22 protein-coding genes and 1 tRNA gene are annotated in these 26,822 nt (G+C 66.3%); 4 read left to right on the top strand and 19 right to left on the bottom strand.

Annotated features, from left to right (window positions below; all coding sequences use genetic code 11):
* Nucleotides 1-63: 63 nt before the first annotated feature.
* The 4 genes from atpB to BLU77_RS21025 form a co-directional block, all read right to left on the bottom strand.
* A complete protein-coding gene (atpB, locus tag BLU77_RS21040; protein ID WP_281242129.1) occupies nt 64-810 on the bottom strand; it encodes a F0F1 ATP synthase subunit A in 747 nt (248 codons plus the stop codon).
* Nucleotides 811-1,042: 232 nt separating this feature from the next.
* Nucleotides 1,043-1,501, bottom strand: a complete 459-nt coding sequence (locus BLU77_RS21035; protein WP_089775410.1) for a Cg1360 family ATP-synthase-associated protein — start codon at nt 1,499-1,501, stop codon at nt 1,043-1,045.
* Between the two features lie 10 nt (nt 1,502-1,511).
* Nucleotides 1,512-2,633, bottom strand: coding sequence for a glycosyltransferase family 4 protein (locus tag BLU77_RS21030; RefSeq protein ID WP_089775408.1), 1,122 nt, complete (start codon nt 2,631-2,633; stop codon nt 1,512-1,514).
* Complete coding sequence (locus BLU77_RS21025) at nt 2,630-3,538, bottom strand: L-threonylcarbamoyladenylate synthase (protein WP_245708982.1); 909 nt, start codon at nt 3,536-3,538, stop codon at nt 2,630-2,632. Before BLU77_RS21025 ends, BLU77_RS21030 begins: the two co-directional genes overlap by 4 nt.
* A 92-nt stretch (nt 3,539-3,630) precedes the next feature.
* Between BLU77_RS21025 and BLU77_RS21020 the strand changes: the two genes are divergently transcribed.
* Nucleotides 3,631-4,026 (top strand): VanZ family protein, encoded by a 396-nt coding sequence (locus BLU77_RS21020; protein ID WP_139177879.1) that lies wholly within the window; start codon nt 3,631-3,633, stop codon nt 4,024-4,026.
* A gap of 10 nt (nt 4,027-4,036) precedes the next feature.
* Here the strand turns inward: BLU77_RS21020 and prmC are convergent, their stop codons facing one another.
* From prmC to BLU77_RS20975, 9 genes are all read right to left on the bottom strand, one after another.
* Nucleotides 4,037-5,026, bottom strand: coding sequence for a peptide chain release factor N(5)-glutamine methyltransferase (gene prmC, locus BLU77_RS21015; protein WP_245708981.1), 990 nt, complete (start codon nt 5,024-5,026; stop codon nt 4,037-4,039).
* A complete protein-coding gene (prfA, locus tag BLU77_RS21010) occupies nt 5,019-6,101 on the bottom strand; it encodes a peptide chain release factor 1 (protein WP_089775404.1) in 1,083 nt (360 codons plus the stop codon). Before prfA ends, prmC begins: the two co-directional genes overlap by 8 nt.
* Nucleotides 6,102-6,215: 114 nt before the next feature.
* A complete protein-coding gene (gene rho, locus BLU77_RS21005) occupies nt 6,216-8,267 on the bottom strand; it encodes a transcription termination factor Rho (protein WP_089775401.1) in 2,052 nt (683 codons plus the stop codon).
* Between the two features lie 235 nt (nt 8,268-8,502).
* Complete coding sequence (gene thrB / locus BLU77_RS21000) at nt 8,503-9,405, bottom strand: homoserine kinase (protein ID WP_089776092.1); 903 nt, start codon at nt 9,403-9,405, stop codon at nt 8,503-8,505.
* A gap of 1 nt (nt 9,406) precedes the next feature.
* Nucleotides 9,407-10,468 (bottom strand): threonine synthase, encoded by a 1,062-nt coding sequence (gene thrC, locus BLU77_RS20995; protein WP_089775399.1) that lies wholly within the window; start codon nt 10,466-10,468, stop codon nt 9,407-9,409.
* Nucleotides 10,468-11,775, bottom strand: coding sequence for a homoserine dehydrogenase (locus BLU77_RS20990; protein WP_089775397.1), 1,308 nt, complete (start codon nt 11,773-11,775; stop codon nt 10,468-10,470). The genes thrC and BLU77_RS20990 overlap by 1 nt, the downstream gene beginning before the upstream one ends.
* A gap of 142 nt (nt 11,776-11,917) precedes the next feature.
* The gene (gene lysA / locus BLU77_RS20985; protein ID WP_089775395.1) at nt 11,918-13,252 is read right to left on the bottom strand and encodes a diaminopimelate decarboxylase; all 1,335 of its coding nucleotides are present in this window, start codon (nt 13,250-13,252) and stop codon (nt 11,918-11,920) included.
* Entirely contained in the window at nt 13,249-13,989 is a 741-nt protein-coding gene (locus BLU77_RS20980; RefSeq protein ID WP_175477275.1) for an ArgS family protein, read from the bottom strand. The genes lysA and BLU77_RS20980 overlap by 4 nt, the downstream gene beginning before the upstream one ends.
* A 35-nt stretch (nt 13,990-14,024) precedes the next feature.
* Nucleotides 14,025-14,657: a hypothetical protein gene (locus BLU77_RS20975; RefSeq protein ID WP_139177878.1), complete on the bottom strand. Its 633-nt coding sequence runs from the start codon at nt 14,655-14,657 to the stop codon at nt 14,025-14,027.
* A gap of 169 nt (nt 14,658-14,826) precedes the next feature.
* Here BLU77_RS20975 and BLU77_RS20970 point away from each other — a divergent pair.
* Nucleotides 14,827-14,899 (top strand) — tRNA-Arg (locus tag BLU77_RS20970).
* 335 nt (nt 14,900-15,234) lie between these two features.
* On the opposite strand, the gene BLU77_RS22450 is transcribed toward BLU77_RS20970, so the two are convergent.
* From BLU77_RS22450 to BLU77_RS20950, 5 genes are all read right to left on the bottom strand, one after another.
* Nucleotides 15,235-16,524 (bottom strand): hypothetical protein, encoded by a 1,290-nt coding sequence (locus BLU77_RS22450; RefSeq protein WP_217632530.1) that lies wholly within the window; start codon nt 16,522-16,524, stop codon nt 15,235-15,237.
* The gene (locus BLU77_RS20965) at nt 16,470-19,190 is read right to left on the bottom strand and encodes a glycosyl hydrolase family 2 protein (RefSeq protein ID WP_217632529.1); all 2,721 of its coding nucleotides are present in this window, start codon (nt 19,188-19,190) and stop codon (nt 16,470-16,472) included. The genes BLU77_RS22450 and BLU77_RS20965 overlap by 55 nt, the downstream gene beginning before the upstream one ends.
* A gap of 166 nt (nt 19,191-19,356) precedes the next feature.
* A complete protein-coding gene (locus BLU77_RS20960) occupies nt 19,357-20,184 on the bottom strand; it encodes a carbohydrate ABC transporter permease (protein WP_217632528.1) in 828 nt (275 codons plus the stop codon).
* Nucleotides 20,181-20,993, bottom strand: a complete 813-nt coding sequence (locus BLU77_RS20955; RefSeq protein ID WP_217632527.1) for a carbohydrate ABC transporter permease — start codon at nt 20,991-20,993, stop codon at nt 20,181-20,183. Before BLU77_RS20955 ends, BLU77_RS20960 begins: the two co-directional genes overlap by 4 nt.
* Before the next feature lie 146 nt (nt 20,994-21,139).
* Nucleotides 21,140-22,456 (bottom strand): ABC transporter substrate-binding protein, encoded by a 1,317-nt coding sequence (locus tag BLU77_RS20950; RefSeq protein ID WP_175477274.1) that lies wholly within the window; start codon nt 22,454-22,456, stop codon nt 21,140-21,142.
* Nucleotides 22,457-22,856: 400 nt separating this feature from the next.
* Here BLU77_RS20950 and BLU77_RS20945 point away from each other — a divergent pair, with 400 nt between their 5' ends.
* Together BLU77_RS20945 and BLU77_RS20940 are read left to right on the top strand one after the other, a co-directional pair.
* Entirely contained in the window at nt 22,857-23,876 is a 1,020-nt protein-coding gene (locus BLU77_RS20945) for a substrate-binding domain-containing protein (protein WP_217632526.1), read from the top strand.
* A 117-nt stretch (nt 23,877-23,993) separates the two neighbouring features.
* Nucleotides 23,994-25,457, top strand: a complete 1,464-nt coding sequence (locus BLU77_RS20940) for an L-fucose/L-arabinose isomerase family protein (RefSeq protein WP_089775384.1) — start codon at nt 23,994-23,996, stop codon at nt 25,455-25,457.
* A 107-nt stretch (nt 25,458-25,564) separates the two neighbouring features.
* Here the strand turns inward: BLU77_RS20940 and BLU77_RS20935 are convergent, their stop codons facing one another.
* Nucleotides 25,565-26,746 carry a hypothetical protein gene (locus BLU77_RS20935; protein WP_089775382.1) on the bottom strand — a complete coding sequence of 394 codons (1,182 nt, stop codon included), beginning with the start codon at nt 26,744-26,746 and terminating at the stop codon, nt 25,565-25,567.
* Between the last annotated feature and the right edge of the window lie 76 nt (nt 26,747-26,822).

Genomic DNA, 26,822 nt, shown 5'->3' with positions numbered 1-26,822 from the left:
AGGTACTTGGATATGTGACGTGCGTGAGGCGGATATGAGAGACCCGCCCACCCGCGAAGATGATCAGTGTTCCTCTTCGAGGGCGAAGTTCAGGTAGATCGACGAGAGCAGCACGAAGATGTAGGTCTGCAGGAATGCGACCATCAGTTCGAACAGGAAGATGAAGATCCCACCGGCGAAGGTCAGGATGCTCAGGCCCTTCAGCACCCCGGCTCCCTCGAGAAGGAGGAAGTTGGTGGCGGCCAGGGCCAGGATCATCATGAAGTGGCCGGCCATCATGTTGGCCACGAGCCGCAATGCCAGCGTGGCCGGGCGCAGGATGAACACCTGCAGGATCTCGATCGGGGTGAGCAGGAAGTACATCGGCCACGGCACCCCGGGCGGGAAGAGCTGCGACTTCAGGTAGCCACCCAGCCCTTGCTTCCGGACGCCCGCGCTGAGATACACGATGAACACCCAGAGAGCCAGCAGCAGCGGGATACCGATGCGCGAGGTCCCGGCGATGTTCAGCCCCGGGACCAGGCCGGCGAGGTTCATCGTGAGGACGATGAAGAAGATGGCGGTGAGCATCGGCACGAACGGCCGGGCTCGCTCGACGCCCATCACCTGCTCGGCGATCTGCACGCGGACGAAGTCCACGGAGAGCTCGAGGATGCTCTGCCCACGCCCCGGCACCAACTTGGCCTTGCGCACTCCCAGCCAGAGCAGCAGCAGGAGGATGGCGACGATCACCAGCCGGACGAAGATGATCCGATCGAACTCGAGGAACGTCCCGGCGCCGAAGATCGCATCGGGGAAGAACTCTTCCAGCGTGGGAGCGTGGAAACCGCCAGAGTCTTCACTCTGCGCGTCGGCGAGTACGGGGACGTCGATCGCTGCAGTGGACAGGGTGCTCTCCCAGGGTTGTCAGACGGCTATCCCCTGTTCAGGATGCTCCAGGCAACACTGCGGGGACCGAACTCGGGCGAGTAACGGGGACTGCGGTCAGCCTACCTGATTCGCGGAGGTTTCGTGACCTTCCCGTGAAGGTGTGAGGTGGGCCTCAACTGCCCTGATCCTCACCCTTCGACGGTTGCACATAGGGGATCCGGGACTTCATCACGGTGAGCGTCTCCACGGTGAGTCCGGCCACGACGATCGCCACGATCGCCACGATGAACATGGTGCGGTGGTAGAAGGTCATGTCGCTGAGCCAGTTCAGCAGCAGAACGAGCAGGACGATCTTGACCAGCCAGCCGCCGAGCAGCACGATCTGGAACATCTCCGGCCCTCGACCGGCCATGACGTACATGGACACCACGGTGACACCCATGAACACCAGCCCGACGGCGGACGCGATCAGCGCACCCCACAAGCCGGGCATCCCTGCGACGAGCACGCCCAGCAGACAGACCACGACCGTGACGGCAAGCCCGACCAGAGCAAAACGACGGATCACCAGCCGTAGCATCCCGAGCACTGAATCGGTCGGGACGTGCGGCGAGGAAGAGTTCTCAGGCACTCGGGATCCTTTAGCTGTGGTCGGGTCCGGCGGTGCGCTGCTTGAGGAACGCCGGAGTGGGTAGCGGCACCACGGTAATGATCGTGGCGAGCACAGCACCAATCCCGGCGCCGATGAGGACCTGCTGCAGGGGGAACCAGACCAGCGCGGCCGCGCTGAACGAGATCACGCCTGTCCAGACGTACATGATCGCCACGGCCCGACGATGCGAGTGCCCACGGTCCAGCAGCTTGTGGTGCAGGTGGGTCCGGTCGGCGTGGAACGGCGACTTCCCGGAGAGCAGCCGGCGCAGACTCGTCACGCCGACATCCAGCAGCGGCAGCATGAGCACCGCGACGGGCAAGATGATCGGAACGAAGGCGGGGATCGCCTGCCGAGCCTCGAGCACGTTCGGGTCGATCTGACTGGTCACCATGATCGCCGCCGCAGCCACGGTGAGTCCGAGCGCCATCGCTCCGGAATCACCCATGAAGATGCGTGCAGGGTGGAAATTGTGCGGAAGGAAGCCGAGGCAGCCGCCGACGACAGCCGCGATCAGCACGGTCGCGAGGTTGGAATAGTCGGTGGGGTTGTTGTTCTGGGTGAGCACGTACGTGTAGATGAAGAACGCCGATCCGCCGATCGCGATCACCCCAGCGGCCAGTCCATCGAGGCCGTCCACCCAGTTGACGGCATTGATCGCCACCACCACCACGATCACGGTGACCATCAGCGAGAGCCGGAAGGAACCGATGGTCAGCCCGAAGATCGGCAGGCTGGCCAACTGCACCCCTTGCCAGGCGAGAACGCCCGCGACCACGATCTGGCCGATCAACTTGGTGATCCAGTCCAGGTCCCAGATGTCGTCAGCGACCCCGAGCAGGCAGATCCCGACGGCGCAGGCCAGGATCGCCCAGGGCAGCGAATCGGAGAACACCGGCTGCAAGAACCGGGTCTGGGACGCGAACACGAGCGCGGCGCCCAGACCGGCAACCATCGCCACACCCCCCAACCGCGGGGTCGGGATCGTGTGCACGTCCCGTGCGCGTACCGCCGTCACTGCTCCGGTGCGCTGTGCCAACCGACGCGCCAACGGCGTCGTCAGGTACGTCACCGCTGCAGCGATCGCGAGGACGAGCAGGTAGACGCTCACGGTTCGGTGCTACCCCTGGGCGTCTCGTCGGCGGATGCCTGGTCGGTCCCTGCTGCGGTCTCGGTCGACTCGGAGTCGTGCTCCTCGGGGTCTGGCTCGTCGGCTTCTGGCGTCTCGGCGTCGGGCAGGTCCGCATCACCGTCCTGCGGGCCGCCGGCGTCGTCATCGCGCTCCCCGTCGGCTGCCTCGTCGTCCGCCGGTTCCTCGTGAGCCGGCTCGTCGTCAGTCGGCTCGTCGGCCGGCTCCTCCACCTGGTTCTCCGGCAGGAGTTCCGGCGCGATCGAACCGAGTTCCTCCGCAGTCAGCACACCCTCCCGCACGATCCTCAGCCGTGGGCCGGTCGCGTCCACGATGGTGGACGGCACTGCACCCGGGGTCGCTCCGCCGTCGAGGTAGAGACGCACGGCCCGCTTCAGCTGCTCGGCCGCGTCCGCACACGTCACGGCGGCGTCCTGGCCGGTCTTGTTCGCGCTGGAGACAGCCAGGGGGCCGGTGCGACGCAGCAGCTCAAGGGCTATCTCGTTGTCCGGCATCCGCAGGGCGACGGTGCCATGGGTCTCCCCCAGGTCCCAGTGCAAGCTGGGCTGCGCGGTGAGGATCACGGTGAGCGGCCCGGGCCAGAACTCCGCGACCAGGTCCCGCACCGGCTGCGGGATCTCCGTCGCCAGACCGTCAAGGGTGCGCAGGTCGCCGATCAGCACCGGGGGTGGCATCTGCCGGCCCCGTCCTTTCGCGTTCAACAACGCCGTGACCGCCTTCGGGGTGAAGGCGTCCGCAGCGATGCCGTAGACCGTATCGGTGGGGAACACCACGAGGCCCCCGGTGGCCAGAGTCTTGACTGCCTCGTCCAGGTGGCCCGGTCGGGTCCCTGCGTCGGAGCAGTCCCGCATCTGTTCGTCACTCACGAGAGGTGAGTCTTTCATGTTTTGCCGCCCGTGTGCCTCCACGCATCGTCAGGCAACGGCTGCCGTGGGCCGCGGCATGGCACAGTGACCATGTGCCGAACTCCGCACCGCACCCGCCTGGCTCGTCCTCCACTCGTTCGCGATCGGCACGGCTGCTCCAAGCGGCGTTCGTCGCGGCGGTGCTGCTGCAACTGGCGGCGCTCTACGTGCCGCAGACTCCCGACGGCGCCCCCAGCCCACCCGGGTCCGACAAGGCCCTGCACGTGCTGATCTTCGCCCTGGTCATGCTGACTGGACGACTGGCCCGGTACCCGTCGATCCCGCTCGCGATCGGCCTGGCGGCTCACGCGGGCATCAGTGAGCTCATCCAGCATCTCCTACTGCCCGCGCGCTCGGGAGACCTGCTCGACGTCGTCGCGGACCTGGCCGGTATCGCCGTGGGCTGGTACGTCGCGTCGATGATCACCCGGCACCGGCTCCGCCGCTGAGGCTTGCCCGCTACCGCTTGCGGGCGAGCAGCATCCGGTCCCGGCCGGTGAGGTCCTGGCCGGTCCGTACCTCGTCGAGCACTCCGGTCGCCTCGGCGAGCTCGCGCAACGCCCCCGCCTGCACCTCGGCGTGCTCCATCACGAGCGCCCCACCGTGGCGCAACAGCGTCACCGCACGGGCGAGCACCGCCTCGGGAATCTCCAGACCGTCGGTTCCGCCGCCGTACAACGCCAGGTCGGGATCATGGTCACGCACCTCGGGGTCCACCGGCACGGCATCCGGAGGGATGTAGGGCGGGTTCGAGACCACCACATCCACCGTGCCGTCAAGGTAGTCCAGCACGTCCGGTGATGTCGCGTCCGACCATTGCACATCGATGGTCAGTCCCAGGCGTTCGGCGTTCTCCTCCGTCGCCGACGCCGCCACCTGCCCGAGCTCCACCGCGTACACCTCGGCGCCAGGAACCTCGTCCGCAACTGAGCACGCGATCGCGCCACTGCCACTACACAGGTCGACGACGATCGGCGCAGCGTTGCCTGCCTCGATCGCCGCCTGAGCGGCCTCGATCGCGGCGCCGGCCACCAGCTCGGTCTCCGGGCGCGGGACGAAAATCCCAGGCCCGACCTCCAGCTCGATGTAGCGGAAGGCCGCCGTGCCGGTGATGTGCTGCAGGGGTTCCCTCCGCCGTCGGCGATCGATCGCCTCGGCGAACCGACCAGGGAAGTCGGTCGGCATCCGCGGCGGGACCACCAGGGTGAGCCGCTGTGTGCTGAGCAGGTGCTCAGCGATCCGCAAGGCATCCACCTCCGGTGAGGGCACCCCCGCCTCGGCGAGGATCGCCGCGCCGGCGCGCACGATGGCATCCAACGACGGCGCAGGTTGCGTCGGACCGTCCGTCGCCAATCCAAGGCTCTCCCAGGCGTGGGCACGTGCCTGTTCGGCGTCGGCGCTCAGCCCCACCCCGCCGATGCGACCGGTGGAGCGACGGCGGTCACTCACCTGCGGTGGCGAGGCGCTCGGCCTCGTCCATCTCGATCGCGGAGGCGATCACCGTTCCGAGATCTCCCGCCAGCACGGTGTCGAGGTTGTAGGCCTTGTATCCGGTGCGGTGGTCTGCGATCCGGTTCTCCGGGAAGTTGTAGGTGCGGATCCGTTCGCTCCGGTCCACGGTGCGCACCTGCGAACGGCGCAGCTCGGCAGCCTCCGCATCCGCCGCCTCCTGCTGAGCGGCGAGCAACCGAGCTCGAAGCACCCGCATCGCCTGCTCACGGTTCTGCAGCTGCGACTTCTCGTTCTGCATGGAGACCGTGATGCCGGTCGGCAGGTGGGTGATCCGCACGGCGGAGTCGGTGGTGTTCACGCTCTGCCCACCCGGGCCGGAGGACCGGAACACGTCGATGCGGAGATCGTTCTGGTCGATCTCCACCTCACCAGGGTCGTCCACCTCGGGGAACACCAGCACACCGGCCGCCGACGTGTGGATGCGGCCCTGCGACTCGGTCACGGGCACCCGCTGCACCCGGTGCACGCCGCCCTCGTACTTCAGGTGGGCCCAGACACCCTCGGCGGGATCGGTGCTCTTGGACTTCACCGCCATCGAGACATCCTTGTACCCGCCGAGATCGGAGTGCGTCTCGTCCAGCACCTGCGTGGTCCAGCCCTGTCGCTCGGCGTAGCGCTGATACATCCGCAGCAGGTCGGCGGCGAACAGCGCGGACTCCTCGCCACCCTCCCCCGCCTTGACCTGGACGATCGCGTCCCGGCCGTCGTCGGGGTCTCGCGGGATGAGCACATTGCGCAGCGCGTCGGCGGCCTCGGCCGCTGCGGCACGCAGCGGCTCGACCTCCTCGGCGAACGCGGGGTCGTCGGCAGCCAATTCGGCAGCAGCGCCGGCGTCGTCCACCGCGCTACGCCAGGTGCGGTACGCCGTCACCACGCGCCCGAGCTCGGCGTACCGGCGCCCCAACGTACGCGCCCGTGCCTGATCGGCATGAACGTCCGGGTCCGCCAGAGCGGACTCGATCTCCGCGTACTCGACGAGCAGCGGTTCGACCGCAGCGAACTCCTCGCTCATGCTCACCCTCTCTGGTTGATCGACTCGTGCGCACTGACGGTGACGCGAGTGCGGCGAATCTCGGGCATATCTCACCAAGTGAGCGAGATCGGCCGCACTCGCGTGACAGTGGGGCTAGTCGCGGTCGCCAGCGTTCGAGTGCGTGGGAGTCGTCTTGCTCACCGTGAGCAGGAACTCAGCGTTCGAGGACGTGTTCCGCAGCTTGGACTGCAGCAGCTCGATCGCCTGCTGCTGGTCCAGGGACCCCAGCAACCGCCGCAACTTCCAGATGATCGCCAGTTCTTCTGCGGAGATCAGCAGTTCCTCCCGGCGGGTACCGGAGACATTGACATCCACGGCCGGGAAGATCCGCTTGTCGGCGAGCTGGCGGGACAGACGCAGCTCCATGTTGCCGGTGCCCTTGAACTCCTCGAAGATCACCTCGTCCATCTTCGATCCGGTCTCCACCAGCGCCGAAGCGAGGATGGTCAGCGAACCACCGTGCTCGATGTTGCGCGCTGCTCCGAAGAACTTCTTCGGTGGGTACAGCGCCGATGCGTCGACCCCACCGGAGAGGATCCGCCCCGAGGCGGGTGCGGCGAGGTTGTAGGCACGGGAGAGCCGGGTAAGCGAGTCGAGCAGCACCACGACGTCCTGCCCCAGCTCCACCAGCCGCTTCGCGCGCTCGATGGCGAGCTCGGCCACGATGGTGTGGTCCGACGCCGGGCGGTCGAAGGTGGAGGCAATCACCTCACCGGAGACCGTGCGCTCCATCTCGGTGACCTCTTCGGGCCGCTCGTCCACGAGCACCACCATGAGGTGGACCTCGGGGTTGTTCGCCGTGATCGCGTTGGCGATCTGCTGCATGATGCTCGTCTTACCCGCCTTCGGCGGTGCCACGATCAGCCCGCGCTGGCCCTTGCCGATCGGGGCCACGATGTCCATGACCCGTGAGGTGAGCTCCTTCGGGGAGGTCTCCAGGCGGAGCCGGTCCTGCGGGTAGAGCGGAGTGAGCGAGGAGAACTCCGGCCGGTGCCCGGAATCATCCACGGGCACACCGTTGACCTGGTCCAGACGCACCAGGGCGTTGTACTTCTGCCGCTGATTGTTCTCTCCCTCGCGGGGCTGGCGCACGGCGCCCACGACGGCGTCACCGCGACGCAGTCCGTGCTTCTTCACCTGGCCGAGGGAGACATAGACGTCGTTGGGCCCGGGCAGGTAGCCGCTGGTGCGCACGAAGGCGTAGTTCTCCAGGATGTCCAGGATGCCGCCGACAGGCAGCAGCACATCGTCCTCAGAGATCTCCACCTCTTCCTCGACCGGCTCCGGGGAACGGCCCCGGCGCTTGCGGTCGCGGTACCGGTCGCGTCCCCGCCGACGGCGGCCCGACCGGTCGTCGTCCTGCTCACCGGAGCGAGAGGGACCCGAGTCCGGTCGGCCGTCCCGGCCGGCGTCCGAGCCGCCACCGGAGCCGCTCCGCCCGCCCTTCCGGGCGTTCTTGCCGGCGTTGTCGCCCTGACCACCATTGTCGTTGCGGCCGGGCCCGTCACCCGGACCGTCCGGGCGCCGCCCCTCGGGCAGCTGGATGTCGTCCAGGGACGGCGTGCGTGGCGCCTTGGACTCCTGATCGGCCGGCATCGGGAGGTCGAGCTGAGGCTGCCCGCCTCCGGAGGAGCGTGCACGACGGTTCCGTCGGCTCCCCGAGGAGCTGTCGGACTGGTCACCGCTAGCGGGCTGGTCGTCCCGCGTGGCCGCCTGGTCCCGCGTGGCCGCCTGGTTGCCACTCGCGACCTGGTTGCCCCCGGCTGATCGGCTGCTCTCGCCTCGTGACCGGCGTGGCCGATCGGCTGACGTGTCCTGCTGATCGGTCGTGCTGGTCGCCGCTGACGACTCAACCGGGTCCGCAGCGGCAGCCGCAGACTTGCTCGACGTCGAGCGTCGCGGTGCACGGGCCGACTTCTGCGGAGCGGAGGCATCCTCCTGCTTCTGCGAACGCGAGCCGGACGGGGCCGCATTGCCCGCGCCGCCGCTGCGGGCAGCCTTGATGGCCTCGATCAGGTCGCTCTTGCGCATCCTGCCGGTGCCTTTCAGGCCCAGCTCTGTGGCGAGCGCCTGCAGCTCAGCGAGCCGCAACGAGGAGAGTGCACCGCTACGGGGCGTAGCGGATGAGGTGGTGGGTTCTGACACGAGGTTCCTTCCCTCGACGCGCACCTGGCCTCAGAGCGCCAGGGCGGGGATGACATCGGCCTTGACCGGCCGGAGTGGAATGGGGCCACGCACTCGGCAATGCGGTACGTGGACGGGCATCGCTGCAAGGGACGTCGTCCCCCGGGTGCAGCCTGCAGAGCCAGCCTAGCACCGGTCCGGCACCAGGGGCAGGGCATCACACGCCGACCGGTCTGCGTTCACGGCTCGGGCAGGGTCAGAGGAGCTGTGCCCCGGCGGTATCGATGGTCGGCCGCCGCACCGTCCAGGTCTCCCCTGCCCCGGCGAGCCCGACGGCCTCCAGGTCCCGGTGCTCCAGCTCGCTGAAGACCAGCACGGTCGGGCCTGCCCCGGAGACGACCGCCGGATGGCCTGCCTCTCGCAACCGCCCTACCAGGGCGATGGTCGCCATCATCGCGTCGGCCCGCTGCGTCTGGTGCAGGCGGTCCTCGGTGGCCGCCATCAGCAGATCCGGTCGGGTGCTCAGTGCCAGGGTGAGCAGCCCCGCACGCCCCGCATTGAACGCAGCATCGGCGTGCGAGATGGTGGCTGGCAATGCCGCGCGGGCGCGCTTCGTGGGCAACCGCTCGGTCGGGATCAGCACGGTGAGTGCGATCTGCGGGTTGACCTCGATCCGCGCGGCGCGGGCAGCTCGCCCCTGCATCCACGCGACGGTGGCTCCTCCGAGCAGTGCCGGCGCCGCATTGTCGGGGTGCCCTTCGAACTCGGTCGCCAGCTCGAGCAGCACCTGGTCGTCCAACGCCTCCGGTTCGCTGATCAGGCCACGTGCCGCGACGAGACCGGCCACAACGGCTCCCGCACTGGAGCCCAGTCCTCGGCCGTGCGGGATCGCATTCTCACAGTCAAGAGAGAATCCGGCCTGCGGTGCGCCGACGTGCTCGAGCCCAGCACGCAACGCGCGCACCACGAGGTGGTCGTCACCGTCGGAGACCTCTCCGGCGCCCTCCCCGATCACCCGCACCTCGGTAGCGCCGGTCGTGGCACGTACTCGCACCTGGTCATGCACGGTGTGGGCGAGCCCGAAGGCATCGAACCCGGGGCCGAGGTTGGCACTGGTGGCGGGCACCCGTACCCGCACCTCGTCGCGAACGAGCCTCATGTCAGGCGAGGCCGAGGGCGCGGGCCGCATCGGCCACGTCGGTCCCGATCACCTGCGGGTCCACATCCCGCCCGCCCAGGGCGGTAGCGGTGTCCTTGAGGCCATTCCCGGTCACCGTGCACACCACGGTGGCACCCTCGGGCACCTCACCTGCCTGCGCACGCGCCAGCAGGCCGGCCACGCTCGCCGCCGAGGCGGGTTCCACGAACACCCCGACCTCACGGGCGATCAGCGCTTGAGCCTCGAGGATCTCGGCGTCACTCACGGCATCGATACGCCCACCGGAATCGTCCCGGGCGGCGGTCGCCAAGGTCCAGGAAGCCGGGTTCCCGATCCGGATGGCGGTGGCCACCGTCTCAGGGAACTCCACGGGCGCGCCCTTGACCAACGGCGCCGCGCCGTCGGCCTGGACACCCCACATCTGTGGGGTGCGGGAGGCCAGACCATCGGCGGCGTACTCGCGGTAGCCCATCCAGTAGGCGGAGATGTTGCCTGCGTTGCCCACCGGCAGCACGTGGATGGCCGGCGCGTCGCCGAGGGCGTCCACGACCTCGAAGGCTGCAGTCTTCTGCCCCTGCAGCCGGTACGGGTTCACCGAGTTCACCAGGGCCACCGGATAGGAGTCGGCGAGCTCGCGCACGATCCGCAGGCAGTCGTCGAAGTTGCCGTCCACGGCCAGCAGCGTGGCGCCGTGCACGATCGCCTGGGCGAGCTTGCCGGCCGCGATCTTGCCGTGCGGGAGCACGACGGCGCATCCCAGCCCGGCGCGAACGGCGTACGCGGCCGCCGAGGCGGAGGTGTTCCCGGTCGAGGCACACACGACCGCCTCGGTGCCCGTGCCGGCCACCTTGCTCATCGCCATCGTCATGCCGCGGTCCTTGAAGGAGCCGGTCGGATTCGCCCCCTCCACCTTGAGGTAGACCTGGGCACCGGTCGTCGACGACAGGGCCGGGGCCGGCACCAGCGGGGTGCCGCCCTCACCCAGGGTGACGACCGGGTCGCCATCCTCGATCGGAAGTCGGTCGGCGTACTCGGCGATCACGCCACGCCACGGCTTGGCCATCAGTTTCCTTCCACACGCAGGATCGAGGTGATCCGCTCGACCACATCGAGGGTATCGAGGTCGGCCACCGTCGCCGCGAGCGCGGACTCGCTGGCGGAGTGAGTGACGATCATCAGGGCGGCACCCTCCTCCGGGTCCCGCACCCCCTGCCGGACCGTCTCGATCGAGACACCGTGGGCAGCCACGGCGGCAGCGATCTCGGCCAGGACGCCGGGCACGTCGAGCACGTCCAGGCGCATCTGGTAGCGCGTGTGCACCGCCTGGGCCGGCATCGCGGGCAAGGCGGCATGGGCCGACTCCGAGGGCGCCTTCCCTCCGTTCACCCGGTCACGTGCGGCGGCGACGACGTCGCCGAGAACGGCGCTGGAGGTCGCCGCTCCCCCGGCCCCAGCCCCGTAGAACATCAGCGTGCCGGCGGCCTCGGCCTCCACGAACACAGCGTTGTACGGGCCACGAACGCTGGCCAGCGGGTGGGTCTCGGGCACCAGGGCCGGGTGCACGCGCACGGCCAGGCCTCGGATGCCGTCGTGCTCGCCCTGCTCAGCGATCGCGAGCATCTTGATCACATGTCCGGTCTGCGCCGCAGCCGAGATGTCCTCCGGGGTGATCGAGGTGATCCCCTGCACCGGGACGTCATCCATGGAGGTCCGGGAGTGGAACGCGAGCGACGCGAGGATGGTGGCTTTGGCGGCAGCGTCGAATCCCTCGACATCAGCGGTCGGGTCCGCCTCCGCGTAACCGAGATCCTGGGCCTGCGCCAGAGCGGTGCCGAAGTCGAGCCCGTTGGACGTCATCTCGTCCAAGATGTAGTTCGTGGTGCCGTTGACGATCCCGAGCACCCGGGTGATCTTGTCGCCCGCGAGCGATTCGCGCACCCCACGCACCACCGGGACCGCACCGGCCACGGCAGCCTCGTAGAAGAGGTCCACCCGGGAGGCGTCGGCAGCCTCGTACAACGTGGGCCCGTGCTGGGCCAGGAGGGCCTTGTTCGCCGTCACCACGCTCGCGCCTGCGGCCAGGGCGTCCAGGATCAGAGCTCGGGCCGGCTCGATGCCGCCCATCAGCTCGATCACCAGGTCGGCCCGCTCGACCAGGCCCGTCAGGTCCTCGGTCAACAGGTCGACCGGGACGACCGCATCTCGTGGCGTCGCAGTCGAACGCACGCCGATGCCGACGAGATCGAGCTGGGTACCGGTACGGGAACGGAGCTCGACGGCATTGTCGAGGAGTCCTCGGACCACCTCGGTGCCGACCACACCGCAACCGAGCACGGCCACCCGGAGGGTGGCGGGGGCGCCGTCGTTCATGGTCTCCTTCGTGGCTGTAGGTGAAGCGGCGGCTGGTCCGACACCGCCCGCAGCACCTCAACAATAGAGGGCTTGCGGCCGGTTCTCGCTCGCGTTTCACCTGCCGGGCGGTGTGGACCTGATCACCCGGCCCATCGATGGTTCAGCCGAGATCGAGCGCGAGCAGGTCCTGCAGGGTCTCCCGACGGACGATCTCACGCGGGGCACCATCGCCGACCGCCACCACGCCGGGGCGCGGAAGCAGGTTGTACTGGCTTGCCATCGAGCGTCCGTAGGCGCCGGTGGCCGGGACCGCGAGCAGATCGCCGGCGCGAACATCGGCCGGAAGCTCGACGTCACGCACCACGATGTCTCCGCTCTCGCAGTGCTTTCCGACGACGCGCGCGGCCACACCCGGTGCGTCCGACGCCCGGGAGGCCAGTTCGGCGTGGTAAGCGGCGCCGTACAACGCGGGGCGGATGTTGTCACTCATGCCACCGTCCACAGACACATACAGGCGCGAGCCGCCGTCCAACTGGACCGACTTGACCGTGCCCACCTTGTACAGCGTGATCATGCTCGGCCCGACGATGGCGCGGCCGGGCTCGAAAGAGAACGCCGGCATCGGGGTGCCGAGTCGTTCGCACTCGGACCGGCATGCGTGCGCGAGCGAGGACGCCACGGCCACCACGTCCACCGCAGTCTCCTCCGGGGTGTACGCGATGCCGTACCCGCCACCGAGGTCGAGCTCGGTGACCATGTGACCGGTGCGTGCAGCGAGGTCGGCGCGCAGCCCGAGCAGTGCCGCGGCAGCAGCAGCGAACCCGTCCGCGTCGAGGATCTGGGAACCGATGTGGGAGTGCAGGCCGAGCAGTTCCAGCTCCGGCAGTTCCAGGATGCGCTCCAGGGCCGTCATCGCGGCTCCGCCGGCGAGGGACAGGCCGAATTTCTGGTCCTCGTGCGCGGTGGCGATGAAGTCGTGGCCGCCGGCGTGCACGCCGGTGGTGACGCGCACCATCACCGGTGCACGGACCCCGCGGGCGGCCGCACGCTGGGCCACCAGCTCGATCTCCGGCAGTGAGTCGATCACGATCCGGCCGACGCCGTGCTCCAGCGCGAGGTCGATCTCATCGCGGGACTTGTTGTTGCCGTGCAGGCCGATGTCCCGGCCGTCGATCCCGGCCGCGAGCGCGGTGGTGAGCTCGCCTGCCGACGCGGTGTCGATCCGCAATCCTTCGGCGTGCACCCAGCGCGCAACAGCGGTGGACAGGAAAGCCTTGCCCGCGTAGTACACCTGCACCTCCGCCGGCGCGAAGGCGTCGGTGAACGCGGCCCGGTAGTGGGCCGCCCTCGCTCGCAGGCCCGGAACATCGAGGACGTAGGACGGCGTCCCGAACGTGTCCGCCAGCGCGGTCACTGGTGTACCACCCAGGTGCAGCGCGCCGTCGATGAGGTCGGTGGACTGCGGCCACAGGCCGGGGGCGTGGGGATGTGTCACAGGTGCTCCGGGGCGTCGAGGCCGACGGCGGTCAACTCCGTGGCGAGGGCCACGGCGACCGCATCGTTAAGGGCAAGTCGAGTGCGATGGATCGAGGTTATCTCGTCGGCGGCGCGAGGAGCCGTCCTCGTGCTCGCGTACCAGAGGTGATAGGCCGAGGTGAGCGCCCGGGCGTGCGCGTGCACGGCACGCACGGTCCCGACCCTCAGGGCGGACCGGGAGCCGGCCAGGGCCACCAGGAGGCGCCGGTCCGGTGTCTCGAGCTCGGTCGCCACGCCTGGGAGGACCGCAGGGGCGACTCTGTGGGCTCGCGCGATCCGGGAGACGTTCCGGGCGCGGGCATGCGCGAACCGGACGTCGCTGAGCGCATCGGCGTCTGCACGCCTTTCGCCGGTCCGCCGTGGAGTGTCGGGCCACTCCGACAGCACAGCGGGAACGACCCGCAGGAGGCAGGTTGAGGTGAGGGCGACCCGTACCGTCGCCCCGTCTGCCCACGCCCGGACGACGTCGTCGTGGGAGTCCAACCCGTCAGCCAGGCGGCGCGCGGTAGCGTTCTGCCACGCATCGACCGTGTCGGGATCTGCGGCCGCCTCGGGGTCGAGCCATCGGATGAGCGTCCGAGCAGCGTCGGTGTGCCAGTCGGCGGAGGCGTGGGTGCCCGCCCGCAACGGGACCGGCGCCCCCGCCGGAATGGCGAGCACGCGGGCGATCGCGGCGGCAAGGTCATCCGGCCACACGATCGGTGGCGGCTCGGCGCGCTCAGCGTCGGACGTCAGAACGGCAATCCCGCGTAGAAGGACTCAGCAGCCCCGGTGGGCCCGGCAACCGAGAAGACCAGCATCGAGGCGTCGTCGCGCCAGTACACGGTGCTCTCCTCCCCCGACTCGTAGTCGAAGCGGGTGCCGCTGCCGTCTTCCCAGACTGCACCCTCGTAGTCCGGCTCCCCGGAATCCTCACGTACCTGGTCCAGGTACGCCGTGGCAGCCTCCTCGTCGGCGAAGGAGAGCGCCGTGAGGGTGACCGCCCCGGAGTCAGCGGCGAACGTTCCGGTGTAGGCCTCGACCGCCTCTGCGCTGGTATCCGGCGACTCGACCCAGCCCGCTTCGTCCAGAAGCCACGTCTCTCCGTCGGCGTCGGTGACCACATCGGCGTCCTCGAGCAGCATCTCGTGCAACTCACCGGCAGGCTCCGGGGCAGTGTCGCTAGCCGTGGGCGTGGGATCGGTCTCGATCGGCTCGTCCCGGGAGTCGACCAGCACCACCGCGCCGACGATCAGTGCGGCGAGCAGTGCCAGTCCGCCCACGACGGCACCGACCACCGCGAGCGCTCCACGCCTTCCCGACGGCGCTCCTGGTTCCGGTCCGGGTGGCGGGGTCGGGTCGTTGGTCCCGGGTGCCTGTGTCATCGCGTCTCCTCTCAGGTGGATCAGGACGCGATGCGCCCGGAAGCCATCGTAGGACCGTGACGGCGACTCCGGTCAGGTGAGATCGAGCGCGGGCGCGCACGGGGACAAGCCTGACGTCGGTCGATTTCAGTCCGACCGCTCCATCCTGATAGGCTCCAGCGCGGCGAAAGCCCCTGTAGCTCAGTGGATAGAGCGTCTGCCTCCGGAGCAGAAGGTCGTGGGTTCGAATCCCGCCGGGGGCACCCTTTGTGACAGTTCACGACTCCGCGAACGGGTGAACCCCATCGGGTCACCCGTTCTGCTCTTGGGTCGGGTGAGCCGAGGTGTCATCTGTCCTCTGTGCTTGTAGCCCGACAATATCAAGGCGGGTCGGCCGAGGATCGCCCCGATACCAGTGAGGCGAAGACCGAGAACCGGACAGATACCTGATCAGATGTCGTGAGTTGCGTTGCCCAAGCCTGAGACATTCGACCTATCGCTTCGGATTGAGCCTTCGCAAGGTCGGGAACCCTTGCTCCGAGGATGGGTCAAGGGATCCGGGTGCCTCACGATGGAGTTCTGCCCCGGTATGACGGGGTCATTGCATGTGCAAAGTCACCGGACCGTAGAGTCCGGAAGCCATCTGGGAAGGGAACACCCACGACGTCGGCGTCGACTCATGGAGGAACGGACCCAACGTGTTGTTGACTGTGACGGTCACGTGCAAGAGTCCTCGCCGATCACCGATATCCACGCGGTAGGGCGCGCAGAACAGATCAGCAACCACGTCGCCATCGATCTCGATGCGCATGCTTCCCCTTGCGCCACCAAGATCGAGCACGGCAGCCGTCGCATCGGCGCGAACCTCGATGTCGGTGCTGTATTGCACCCCCCCGGACCATGACGCGAGGCCAATTGCCCGCCAGTCGCCGAGCTGAATGGGAGCTTCGTCGACCGTCGCACGGATTGGACCTGTGAAGGCCGAACCACCGCGGTGGAAGGCCGTTTCGTCCGTCTCGATCTCCACCCTGCTCGGTGTCTTGAGCGGTGCGTCGAGGACGGCGCGCCCCTCCTCGCACCCGACTTCGCGACCGTCAACTCTCACGCGAGCGTCGACGATCATCGGGATCTCGAGTTCGCGCGTACCGGCCGGCACGGTGAAGCGGTAATACTGCGCACGGCGCTCGACCGAGTCGGACGTCCGGAAGCCGGGTACGGTCCGACCAACGAGAGGCACTCCCCTGAGCCATTCGGCGTCAGGAAGCGGGTGCGCTCGTAGCGCAGCACGAGTCGACGCCGGGTCGTCCCAGTGGCCGAGGTGCTCGATCGTCTGACCTTGGACGCCGCCGGTCGTCACGGTCCATCCGGGTTCGCTCACGAGAGTGACAGTGCGCTCCCCGACCGTTGTGACAAGGTCGACGAAGAGAACATCGTTCGCCTTCACGCTTTGCGCGACGATCGTGACCGTATGCGATCCGGCCGTCAGCAGGTCAGCGATGTCGTGTGAGAAATACGCCGGGTTGGCGCCCCACTCGGACTCGTAGTACTCAACCTTCGCCTGTCGCGCGACAACCACGTCATCGATGAGGACCGTGACGCCGACGGCGGCGCCGACGACGAGCTGCGACCATTCGGCATCCGCTGGCATCGTCACGGACGACTCAAACCTCACCGCACCGTCCGGAACAAGACCCTCGGGGAGGCGCATGAAGGCAGGACGGCTTTCGAACGTGTCGGGCGCGGTGACAGTGAAGCCACAGCCAAGATACTCGTCGCCGCGGGCTGTGGCTCCGGGAGCGTTGCGACTCTCGCCCAATCGATACTCGAGAACATTCACGTCCTCGACCGTGACGCGGGCGGTCGCGATGTTGGCATCGGTGCGCGCCACCTCGGTGCCGTTCCACCAGACTGTCTTCTCTGCCCCGCGTACACGAGAAGGTCCGCTTCGCCACGCACATCGCTCTCGACGAGGGTTCTGACCACTGCGGTTTCACCGGCCTTGGGCACTCCTACGTGAATGAACTCCTCCGGAACAAGTCCCTTGTTCCCTAGCGCCCCAAGCCCAGGCTTCTCGATACCGCGACTACTCGAGAACACCGAGACTTCCCAATCCTCGGCGAGGTTCTGCTCTCCAGCCCTGATCCGCGCAACCGCACAGGAGTCAAGCGGATCGGGCGCCTCCGCGATCGGGATCGGCCCCTGCTTCCGCACGCGGTTGCCGTACGTGGCCTTCGCCCGCCGCCATTCCACACACCGACCTTCGCGCCAGTCGAACGACCAGATCTGCAGTGCGTCGACATCAGTACCCATCGGGAGGGCGAGGTCGCCCCACGTGTTGTCGAGCGTCGGAACGAGTGTTCCCGTCCACGGGCCGTCGACCGTGCAGCTCCCACCTGGCCCTACCTCCGGCCGTGGACGCGACGCAGATTTGTCACCCTCGGTCCAGGTGACCAGAACCGCAGGTGCGCCTCCCGTGACGAATCGGAGGATGCTGCCATCTCCGTCTGGTTCGATGACCGGAGTTGATCTCTCACCCGTCGCCGGGTTCAAGACGGTGGCTTCCACCACTGGCGCCGCCACTCGTAGCCATCTGTTATCCGCATACAGGTTCGAGTCGAACGTGTTGTCCGGCCACAGCCAACCCGTCTCCTCCGTTCGACGGTCCCCACTCGCATTCGGGAACGCGCCCGTGACGAAGGCAAGGCCGTTCATGCCGTCCCGACGAACGAGTACCGGAACGTCGCTCACCGCATGACCTGCAAGGCTCTGGAACGCCTCAGCAGCGGTCACGACGTTCCCGTATCGCTCAACACTGGGGTGATCGGACAGCGCCTGCACGACATTGTCATCACCGGAGCGGCCCGCCGCCAGACGAGGAGCCATCCCGACAACGGCCACGCGCCCCCCGGCATCCAACAGTTCAACCAACCGCCGCGCCGTCGCCTCTTCAAGCACGGTCATCGATGGAATGATCACCGCACGATAGCGCTGCGCACCTACTACGATAGAAGCGCCATCCAACGCCTCGCGAACAAGGGAGTCGTCGTCGATGACGTCAAAGGCAACACGAGCTCGGTCGAGAGCACCAATACGCGTATCGAACCAGTCGTTGGTGCCGACCAGGTCGAGATATACCGTTTGTGCGCTGTCGACGTCTTCGTAGGCGTCCGTCCCGATCTGGCCATCACCGAAGTGGTCCACGGGGACATCGAGGGTGAGCCCCGCCTGCGCGGTACTCGTGGGATACAGCACAGTGACATCCGCATCATACGTTCCCCATGACAGCATCGATGCGATTCGCGCAACCGCCCGCGAGAAAGCCGGATACTGCTGCCAGTACGGCTGGCGCCAGTCGGTCGACGGGGGCGCCCATTCAAACCAACCTCCCGCTGTGCCAAAATAACTGGCGTGAGGGTTGTAGAGGTTTGCGCCACTCCGGAAAAACGGTAGAAGCCAGTCGTAGGTATCCTCCAATGTCCCACCCCACCCACTCGAGTGGAACGACTCGATCCATACTCGCTCATGCTCGTAGAGATGAGCAAGGGAGGAATGGATCTTCGAGTCGCCCTGATGGTCACTCCCAGCCGCGCCATACCAGCGATGGGTACGCATGTAGTCGGTGTACAGCTGCGTCGACTGAGTGGGATATCCGGCGCGAGCGGGATTGAATTGGTCAGCACCGATGATCATCCCTCTCTCACTGTGCCATTCAGCTAGCGGCCGGAAGAATGATGCCTCCGCCAGTGCACCCCTCACAGCGTAGTAGTCACTGCGAATCTTCTGCGCTTCTGCGCTTGTCCCTGTGAAGAGCGACGGGAGATGGTCAAGGATGTCATAGCCACAGCGTGCCGTGAACTCCTCCGCGAGTCGCGGTGTCCAAGCGTTCGTCGCAGGCGCTTCATCCTGGAAACTGCCAGGAATCACACTCCCCAGATACTCCGGAACTCTCCGGTCGTACTCCCCGTGCACCAGATCCAACAGCAGACTCACGGCCGATGGGTCAAGATAGTCGAACGCGGTGGGTACAACAGTGACGATCCGAACCTCGCTCCCGGTACCGACCCCTTCGACCTTACCGTCCGAGGAACACTCGAGGCGCCCTTCGTCTGAGAGACGATAGGCCCCGATCAGTGTTTCGTTGCCGTCAAGCAGAACGCCCCCGCCATCAACCCGAACAATACGTGACCTCAGCGTGCTACCGGTAGCCTCAGGGTGCTCGCCGGTGATCCGGCCCTGAATATTCGCACCCGAGAATCCGATCTGGTCATAGAACCACACCTTCATGTCACGGTCGGACGCGATCTCGCATGTTTGGACGAAACGGTCCCACCACGTCTCACTGAACCATGGCGGGTCATCAGGGACCGAACTGAACAGAGGACCGGCCGGCGCCAGATTGATAACCACAAGATTATGAATCCCCCCCTCGTCATAACGCTCCATCTGCCACGCTAGTCGTTCAGCCGTCACAGCCGCACCCGACCACCACCACAGCGGATTCGGCCCGAAGGTCCGGGGCGGGTCGACAAACAACTTGTCGAGTTCGGGGGTCATCTTCTTCCTCTCTCGAGGCGCGAACCGCGCGCCTCTCTCGAATGTCAATCGTTCATCACGCGGACGTTCAGGTAGGGCGCGACAACAATGCACCCTCGCCCCCGAACCTGTACCCGCACTAGACCACCTCAGGCCCCCAGCACAGCAACGCAGCTCAGAGCCCGGGTCACCCCTTGAGCCCGCTCGCGAAACCTCGAATCATGTACCGCTGCAGCGCCAGGAAAACCACCAGCATCGGCAAAGCTGCCAACACGACCGCAGCGAAGACAAGACCCCATTCAGCCTGGTACTGCCCCACAAATGCGTAGATCACCACTGGAAGAGTCTCGTTTCCAGATCCATTGAGATACAGAAGCGGCGTGAGAAAATCATTCCATATGAACACGCCATTCAAAATCACCACAGTACCCGTTATCGGACGTAGCAGCGGGAACGTGATTCGCGCGAAGCTCTGCAGATGACTCGCTCCATCCACGAGTGCCGCTTCCCCGTACTCAGCCGGCAGAGCACGCGTAAACCCGGCGTACAAAAAGATCGTTAAGGGCATTTGTAAACCGACGTAGAAAACGATCATCGAGGTGAACGTCCCGAGCAGCCCCGCATCCTGCACCATTCGATACAAGGGAACCAGCGCAAGCTGGAACGGCAGCACTATTCCAGCGAGAAATAGCAGGTACGATCCGTGACTGAGTCCACTCTTCACCCGAGCCAGGTAGTACGCCGCCGACGAACCGAGCACCACGAGCAGAACGAGGCTCGCCACTGTGATAGCCATCGAGTTAGAGAAGGCTGCGCCCATCGAAGCCCCTTCCCACGCTTCGGGATAGTTCATCAAATAGAGGTCGGCAGGCGGACCAAGACCTCCTGCGTTAATCTCCTGCGCGGACTTGAAGGAAAGAGAAACTAGGATGTAGACCGGCAGCAGGAAAACCACAGCCACGCCGATCATCACGACTTCCAAGGCAAGCGTGCGGAACCTGTATTTCGACATCATCCCTCAGTCTCCTTGCTCCGCAACCATCGCAACTGCACCAGTGCGATCGTTCCTACCAGGAGCGTCAGGACTAGCGCTACTGCCGTCGAGTATCCGTAGTTTCCATACACAAATGCCTCTTTGTATATCAGAGTAGATGGCATCTCCGTCGCATATCCGGGACCACCATTGGTCATGGCGAATACCTGATCGAACAGCTTGAGGCCCCCGATGGTCGAGAGCATCACCACGATGGTGATGGCCGGCGCGAGCATCGGAATCGTCACCGAGCGGAACCGCCAGAAAGGGCCTGCCCCGTCAAGGGCCGCTGCCTCATACAGACCCTTAGGTATACCTTGCAGACCAGCCAAGAATATAACCATAGAGTATCCCGCCAATTGCCAAACGATCGTCATTCCAATTGCCCACAGCGCAATGTCAGGATCACCGAGCCAATCTTGCTGCAAGAAATCGAGGCCAATCATTCCGAGAATCGCATTAATTCCCTGGTCCTGCCTAGGGTCAAATAGGTACTTCCATAGAAAAGCGACAACAACTGGACTGACCACAGCCGGCGCGAAGAATATTGTCCTCAACACATTTCTGGCCTTGAGTCGCGCATTCACTCCCAGCGCCAGCAGCAGGCCGACACCGTTCTGCACGACCACGATCATCACGGTGAGCAGGATCGCATTGGACAGTGCATCCAACGATTGCCCATCGCTGAAGATGCTTCGGAAATTGTCCAGCCCCACGAATTGCAGATCCTCACCCAGCCCACTCCAATCAGTGAAAGCATAGACCGCTCCCGACAGTGAAGGGTAGATCACCACGAATGCATAGACAGTCAGGGCCGGGATGGCAAACCAGAACGGAGGCCTGGTCGATGATCTAGATAGTCGTTTAGTAGTTCTCATTGACGGGTCTACAGCCCTGTTGTGCGAGGCGCGCGAATTCATGGAATTAGCCACGAGAATCAGCCGGCGTATGCCGTATCCAGCTTCTCGAGCGCCTCGTCGACGGTGATCGCATCCGAGAACAGTTCCTGGATCACTGCAAAGTGCGTCGGCTGAACCTCCGCGTTGGGCCATTCCTGGTCCATGAACGGTATGGCCATGTCATTTTCCATGTAGGGAACGAATGGCTGCAGTATCGGGTCCAGCGACGTCGCATCTTCAACAACAAACGGAAGTGCAGAGTTGGCCGCCGCAAACATCTCCATCTGCTCTTCTTGCCCTGCAAAGCTGAGGAAATCCTTCGCGACCTCGACGTGATCTCCCGTGGGGCTCGCGACCAAGCCCGAACTGATCCCCGCTGGAATGCGCAGATCTTCGAAATTGCCCGATGCAGGGAAAGGGAACATTGCATACTCGGCACGCCCCTCAGAGACTTCTTCTACCTGCTGATAGATACCCGAAACCTGCACCATCATCGCAGCGTCGCCGTCGGCAAGCATACTGATTGCCTGCTCCAGCGTCGTTCCGTTGGCATTGTCATTGAAGCACCCGCGCTCGTCCATCTCCATGTACTGCTGCAGGGTTTGCCTCCAACCGGAATTCGAGAACGTTGCCTCCCCTGTCATCATCTCCTGAGCAAGATCTGGATTCGACCCGAACGCAACCGATGGTGCGATTGCGTAACTGACCAGTTGCGTAACCCACGGAGTCTGGTTAGCCAAGGCGAAGGGTGCGATGCCGATGTCCTGCAACTGTGCGCATGTCGCCAGCAGGTCATCCCACGTCTGGGGTATCTGTATGTCGTGCTCGTCGAACACAGACTCGTTGTAGATCGTCCCTATGACGGTCACACCGGCGGACCATAGATAGTCCTCACCCTCGTGCCCGAGCAAAGACCTCAATGAGCTAGGCACTCCGTCCAACCACTCCTGCCCGCTGATGGGCTCCAGGAGGCCGGCCTGTGCGAGTTGCACGGTGGACATCGCGCTGCCATTGCCTGGCCACGCAACGAAAAGATCCGGGGCGTTCCCGGCGCCGAGCCGCGTTCTCAATGCTGTTTGCGCCTGATCGACAGGCAGGTAGGAGGTCTCGATCCTGACGTTCGGATTCTCGCTCTCGTACGCCCGGACGAGCGCCTCGGTCGGCTCCGTCTGATCCTGGTTCCCGACCAGTTCCAACGTCACCGCTGCAGTGTCATCACCGCCTTGTTCACCCACTCCCCCGCACGCAGCGAGCGCCAATGCCAGCGCGGCAGCGGAGGCCGCCCCAACGATGCCGCGTCGGTTGCGGTACCCAGACCCGCCTGTAGCCGCATAGCGGCATGATCGTTGTGTCACCGTGTCCTCCTTTGGACTGGGCGGCAGTGCCGCTCGTTCGGATTTATTCGATTAAATAGACCGTAGGGGCCGATCGGGTCGCTCGTCAAGACCTGCTGTGCTCGCGTGCTCCCGCCGTGCTTCGCCGTGGGTGAGCCCGTGCACCACCAGCAGGCATATTGCGATCGCTCATCGAGCGGGTACGCAGCAGCGAGCCAAGTGGTCGTGACGGCCGCAGGGTTCCAGCGAAGCCTCCTCGCGATATCGCACCGTCTGTCGACATCGGCACGGGCAGCACACGCACGAGGACCGGGCCGAGACACGGAGGGCCGTCCGCAGTCCGTGGAAATCCGGTAGGAACAGGAGAACTCCCGACAGGCTACGCTCATGCTGATGCGCAGATCCGTCGACAGGAAGCTCCGTGGCCACTAAGAAGCGAGCGCACGAGTTGGGCGTCGCTGCCGTCGCGAAGCGGGCCGGAGTGTCCACCGCTACGGTCTCGAATACCCTGAATCGACCGCACATGGTGGCGCCGGCCACCCAAGCACGCGTTCGTGCCGCGATCGAGGAGCTGCAGTTCGTGCCGAACCGGTCCGCCTCTGCCCTACGCAACGGGTCCGGACGCCTGATCGGTCTGGTGGTGCCCGACATCGTCAACCCGTTCTATGCCGCGATTGCCAAGGTGGTCGCAACCGCGACACGGGAACGCGGGTATGTGATGGCGCTGTGCGTCAGCGGCGACGACGCCGAGGTCGAGATGGCCCACTTCACGATGCTCGCCGAGCAACGGGCCGCCGGCGCAATCGTCGTCCCGCTCGGAGCGGACACCTCCCGCTTGGCTCGCCTTCGCCTCGTCGACGCCCATCCCGTGCTGGTGGACCGTCGATGGCCCGTGGACGACGGGTGCTCGGTCGCGATCGACGACGAGCGTGGCGGCTTCCTCGCAGTCCGTCACCTGCTGGAGACGACGACCGGCGCCGTCGCGATCATCAATGGACCGCTCGACATTCCCCAGTGCCTGGAGCGCGAGACCGGCGCACGCGCCGCGCTCGGCGCAGCGGGCCTCGATCCGGACCAGCTCATCACCAGGACAGTGGCGGAAATGACGATCGAGGCCGGCGAGACCGCCGCCCTCGAGCTGGCGTCGCAGACCCCCGGCGGTGTCTTCACCACGAACGACCAGCTGGCGGTCGGTGCAATCCGCGGGTTTGCCCGGGCAGGAGTACGGGTACCCGACGAGGTGTCCGTGGTTGGCTACGGCGACCTCGCGCTCGCGACCGAGTCCCTGCTCCCGCTCACCACGATCCGTCAGCCGAAGGATCTGTTGGGCAGATCTGCCGTCGACCTGCTCCTCGGCGAGATCGAGTCCGCCGGCAAGCGGCACCACCACGAGGCGGTCCTGCACGACCCTTCGCTCGTCGTGCGGTCTTCGGCTCCCTGACCTCCCCTGATGGGTCCATTGACAAATCAGAGACAGCCACTACGCTGATTTTAATCCATTAAATCCCCGCTGCGTTCCCTCCGTGGACCGCTATCGACGATGATCAGGGAGCCCCAGATGCAACATCCCGGCGCCAGCCTCGATTCGCCCGCTCTTGGCCAGACACCGCTTCTGGCTCCGAAGACAAGGCGGAGACCACGCGTCGGCCTGGTCGCCGGTGGGCTCGGCACCTACTGGCCCCAGTTTCCCGGTCTCCTCCCTCAGCTCGAGGAGTCCGCGCAGTACGTCTCTCAGCGGTTCCAGCAGATGGATGCCGAGGTGACCGACGTCGGTTTCATCTCGGATGCCGCAGAGGGGGCGGTCGCAGCCGATACGCTCCGGCGCACTGACTGCGACCTCATCGTCCTGTTCCTGACGACGTACCTCACCTCGTCGATGGTGCTTCCGATCGCGCAACGCGCGAACGCCCCGGTGCTCGTGATCGACCTTCAACCCAGCGAGAAGATGGACCACGCCAACTTCGACACGGGGGCGTGGCTGGCCTACTGCGGCCAGTGCCCGGTGCCGGAGGTTGGCAACGTGTTCCGCCGCGCCGGGATCGAGTTCCGCTCCGTCTCCGGCTGGCTCCGGCAGGAGTCCGCCTGGAGTCGCATCGAGCAGTGGATCAACGCCGCTCATGTACGTGCCGCGATCAGGCACGCTCGGCACGGCCTGATGGGCCACCTTTACCCTGGGATGCTCGACGTGTCGACCGACCTCACCCTGCTGCCCACCACCTTCGGGTCGCACATCGAGGTCCTCGAGTTCGACGACCTCCGGGTCCGGGTGGAAGCTGCGACGGAGACCGAGACCCAGAAACGGATGGCTCTCGCTCGTGAGATCTTCACCCGCGACGACAGCGTGAACGATGACGACTTCGAGTGGGGTGCACGTGTCTCGATCGGTCTGGACCGCCTGGTCGAGGATTTCGAGCTCGACACGCTCGCCTACTACCACCGTGGGCTGAACGGCGAGCAGCACGAACGGCTCGGCGCCGGGATGATTCTCGGCGCCTCCTTGCTCACCGCACGGGGAATCCCAACGACGGGAGAGTACGAGCTGCGGACCACCGTTGCGCAGCTGGCGACCGAGGTTGTCGGGGCCGGCGGTTCCTTCTGCGAGATCCAAGCCCTGAACTTCGAGGACGGCGTGGTCGAGATGGGGCACGACGGACCGGCTCACCTCGCTGTGTCGAGCCGCGACCCGCTACTTCGGGGGCTCGGCGTCTATCATGGCAAGCGCGGGTGGGGAGCCAGCGTCGAGTTCGACGTGCAGCACGGACCCGTGACACTCCTGGGGCTCGGCCAGGACCGGGACGGGAGTCTGGTGTTCATCGCCTCGGAGGGAACCGTCGTCGCCGGCCCGTTGCTGGAAATCGGCAACACGACGAGTCGGGTCGACTTCGGGCGCGACCCCGGTGAGTGGGTCGACGAATGGTCCGCCACCGGCGTCGGTCACCACTGGTCCCTGTCGGTCGGGCATCGCGCCAACGACTACCGTGCCGCCGCCTCACTTCTTGGGATCGAGTTCCGTCAGGTCTGACCCAGATATCGACAATCGACCTGCCAACCAACTGCAGCGCCGCGTCCATCCGGCGACCTCCGCAGGACGGTCCAGTCTCCGCATGAGCACCCGCGAAAGGGCAGCACTCAGTCACCTCCGCCGAGGAGGCCACCCACGAGATCGTCCACCACCCCGACCACGTCTCCGATCAGCCCCGAGTCGTCCTCATCCTCCTCGTCTGCAGGCTCTTCTGGCGCAGGCTCGGGGCTCGGCTCCGGAGAAGGTTCCGGGCTCGGCTCCGGGGCAGGCGTAGGACTCGGAGCAGGGGGCTGCGTCGGCGTGGGGCTCGGCGCGGGCTCCTGAGTCGGCGGCTGCGTCGGCGTGGGGCTCGACGGCTGCGTCGGCGTAGGACTCGGTGCCGTCGTCGGACCCGACTCGGACCCCGACGGCGCTGGCGCCGACTCCGTCGGCGACGGCGCAGCAGGCGCGGATGTGGTCGGTGCCGTCGTGGTCGGGCCAGTGTCGCTGGGTTGGGATCCAGTACCACTCTCCGTCGCGCTCGGCTCGCTCTCGTCTGCCGACTCGGCATCGTCGACGTCGGCGGGATCCTCGGTGGATCCGGCATCCTCCGTCTCGTCCGACGTGGGCGTGATGCTCGCCTCACCGGACCAACGCACGGTCGCGTCTCCGGACAGGTCGTTCGCTATCCCTTCGGCCGCAAGTCCGGAGGCGTCGCGGTCGGCCAGGTCCAGCGGTGCCGTCAGGGACGGAATGATGAGGAAGGCCAGACCTGCCAGGACGAAGGCAACACCGACCGGGATGCGCCACGGAACAACGCGACGTCGTGGCGGAGGCTCCGTCGCAGACGCGGTCGCCGCGGCGCCAGGCTCCGGGGCGAGGAAGAGAGTGGCCGTGAGCGGAGCCAGGAACCGATCGGCCGCCGCCGTTCCGGCGCTCAATGCAGCCACCTGTCCGCGGCAGGAGTCGCATCGGCGGGCGTGACCGCCGTCGTGGATCTCCTGCCGGTCCATGGCCGCACCGAGGATTCGTTTGCGGAACCGATCGCAAACGACGTCCCCGGCTGAGGCGACGAGTGGTGCCAAATACGCGCGGCGGAACTGCCGATCGGCATGCACGGCACGGGCGGCGACTCGTGTGCTGTCCAGATCCAGCTCAGCGGCGACGTCGTCGACGGAGCGGCCCTCGACGCACATCCTGGTGACGATGGTGTGCGACTGACGTCCCAGCACCTCAAGAGTGACCTGCGCGCGAGCGTCGCCACCCACCTCCGTGCCGTAGGCAGGCTCGCGCGGCGCGGTCGTGCTCATCGTTCCCCCGATGGTCGGCCAGATTAGTCGTCCGTACAGTATGCCGCCTCTCGTCCGATTCGGCGAGAGTCGACCA

This window comes from Ruania alba (assembly GCF_900105765.1).
Classification (GTDB): domain Bacteria; phylum Actinomycetota; class Actinomycetes; order Actinomycetales; family Beutenbergiaceae; genus Ruania; species Ruania alba.
The sequence above is the reverse complement of the archived record's forward strand: the minus strand, read 5'-3'. Positions and strand labels throughout refer to the sequence as shown.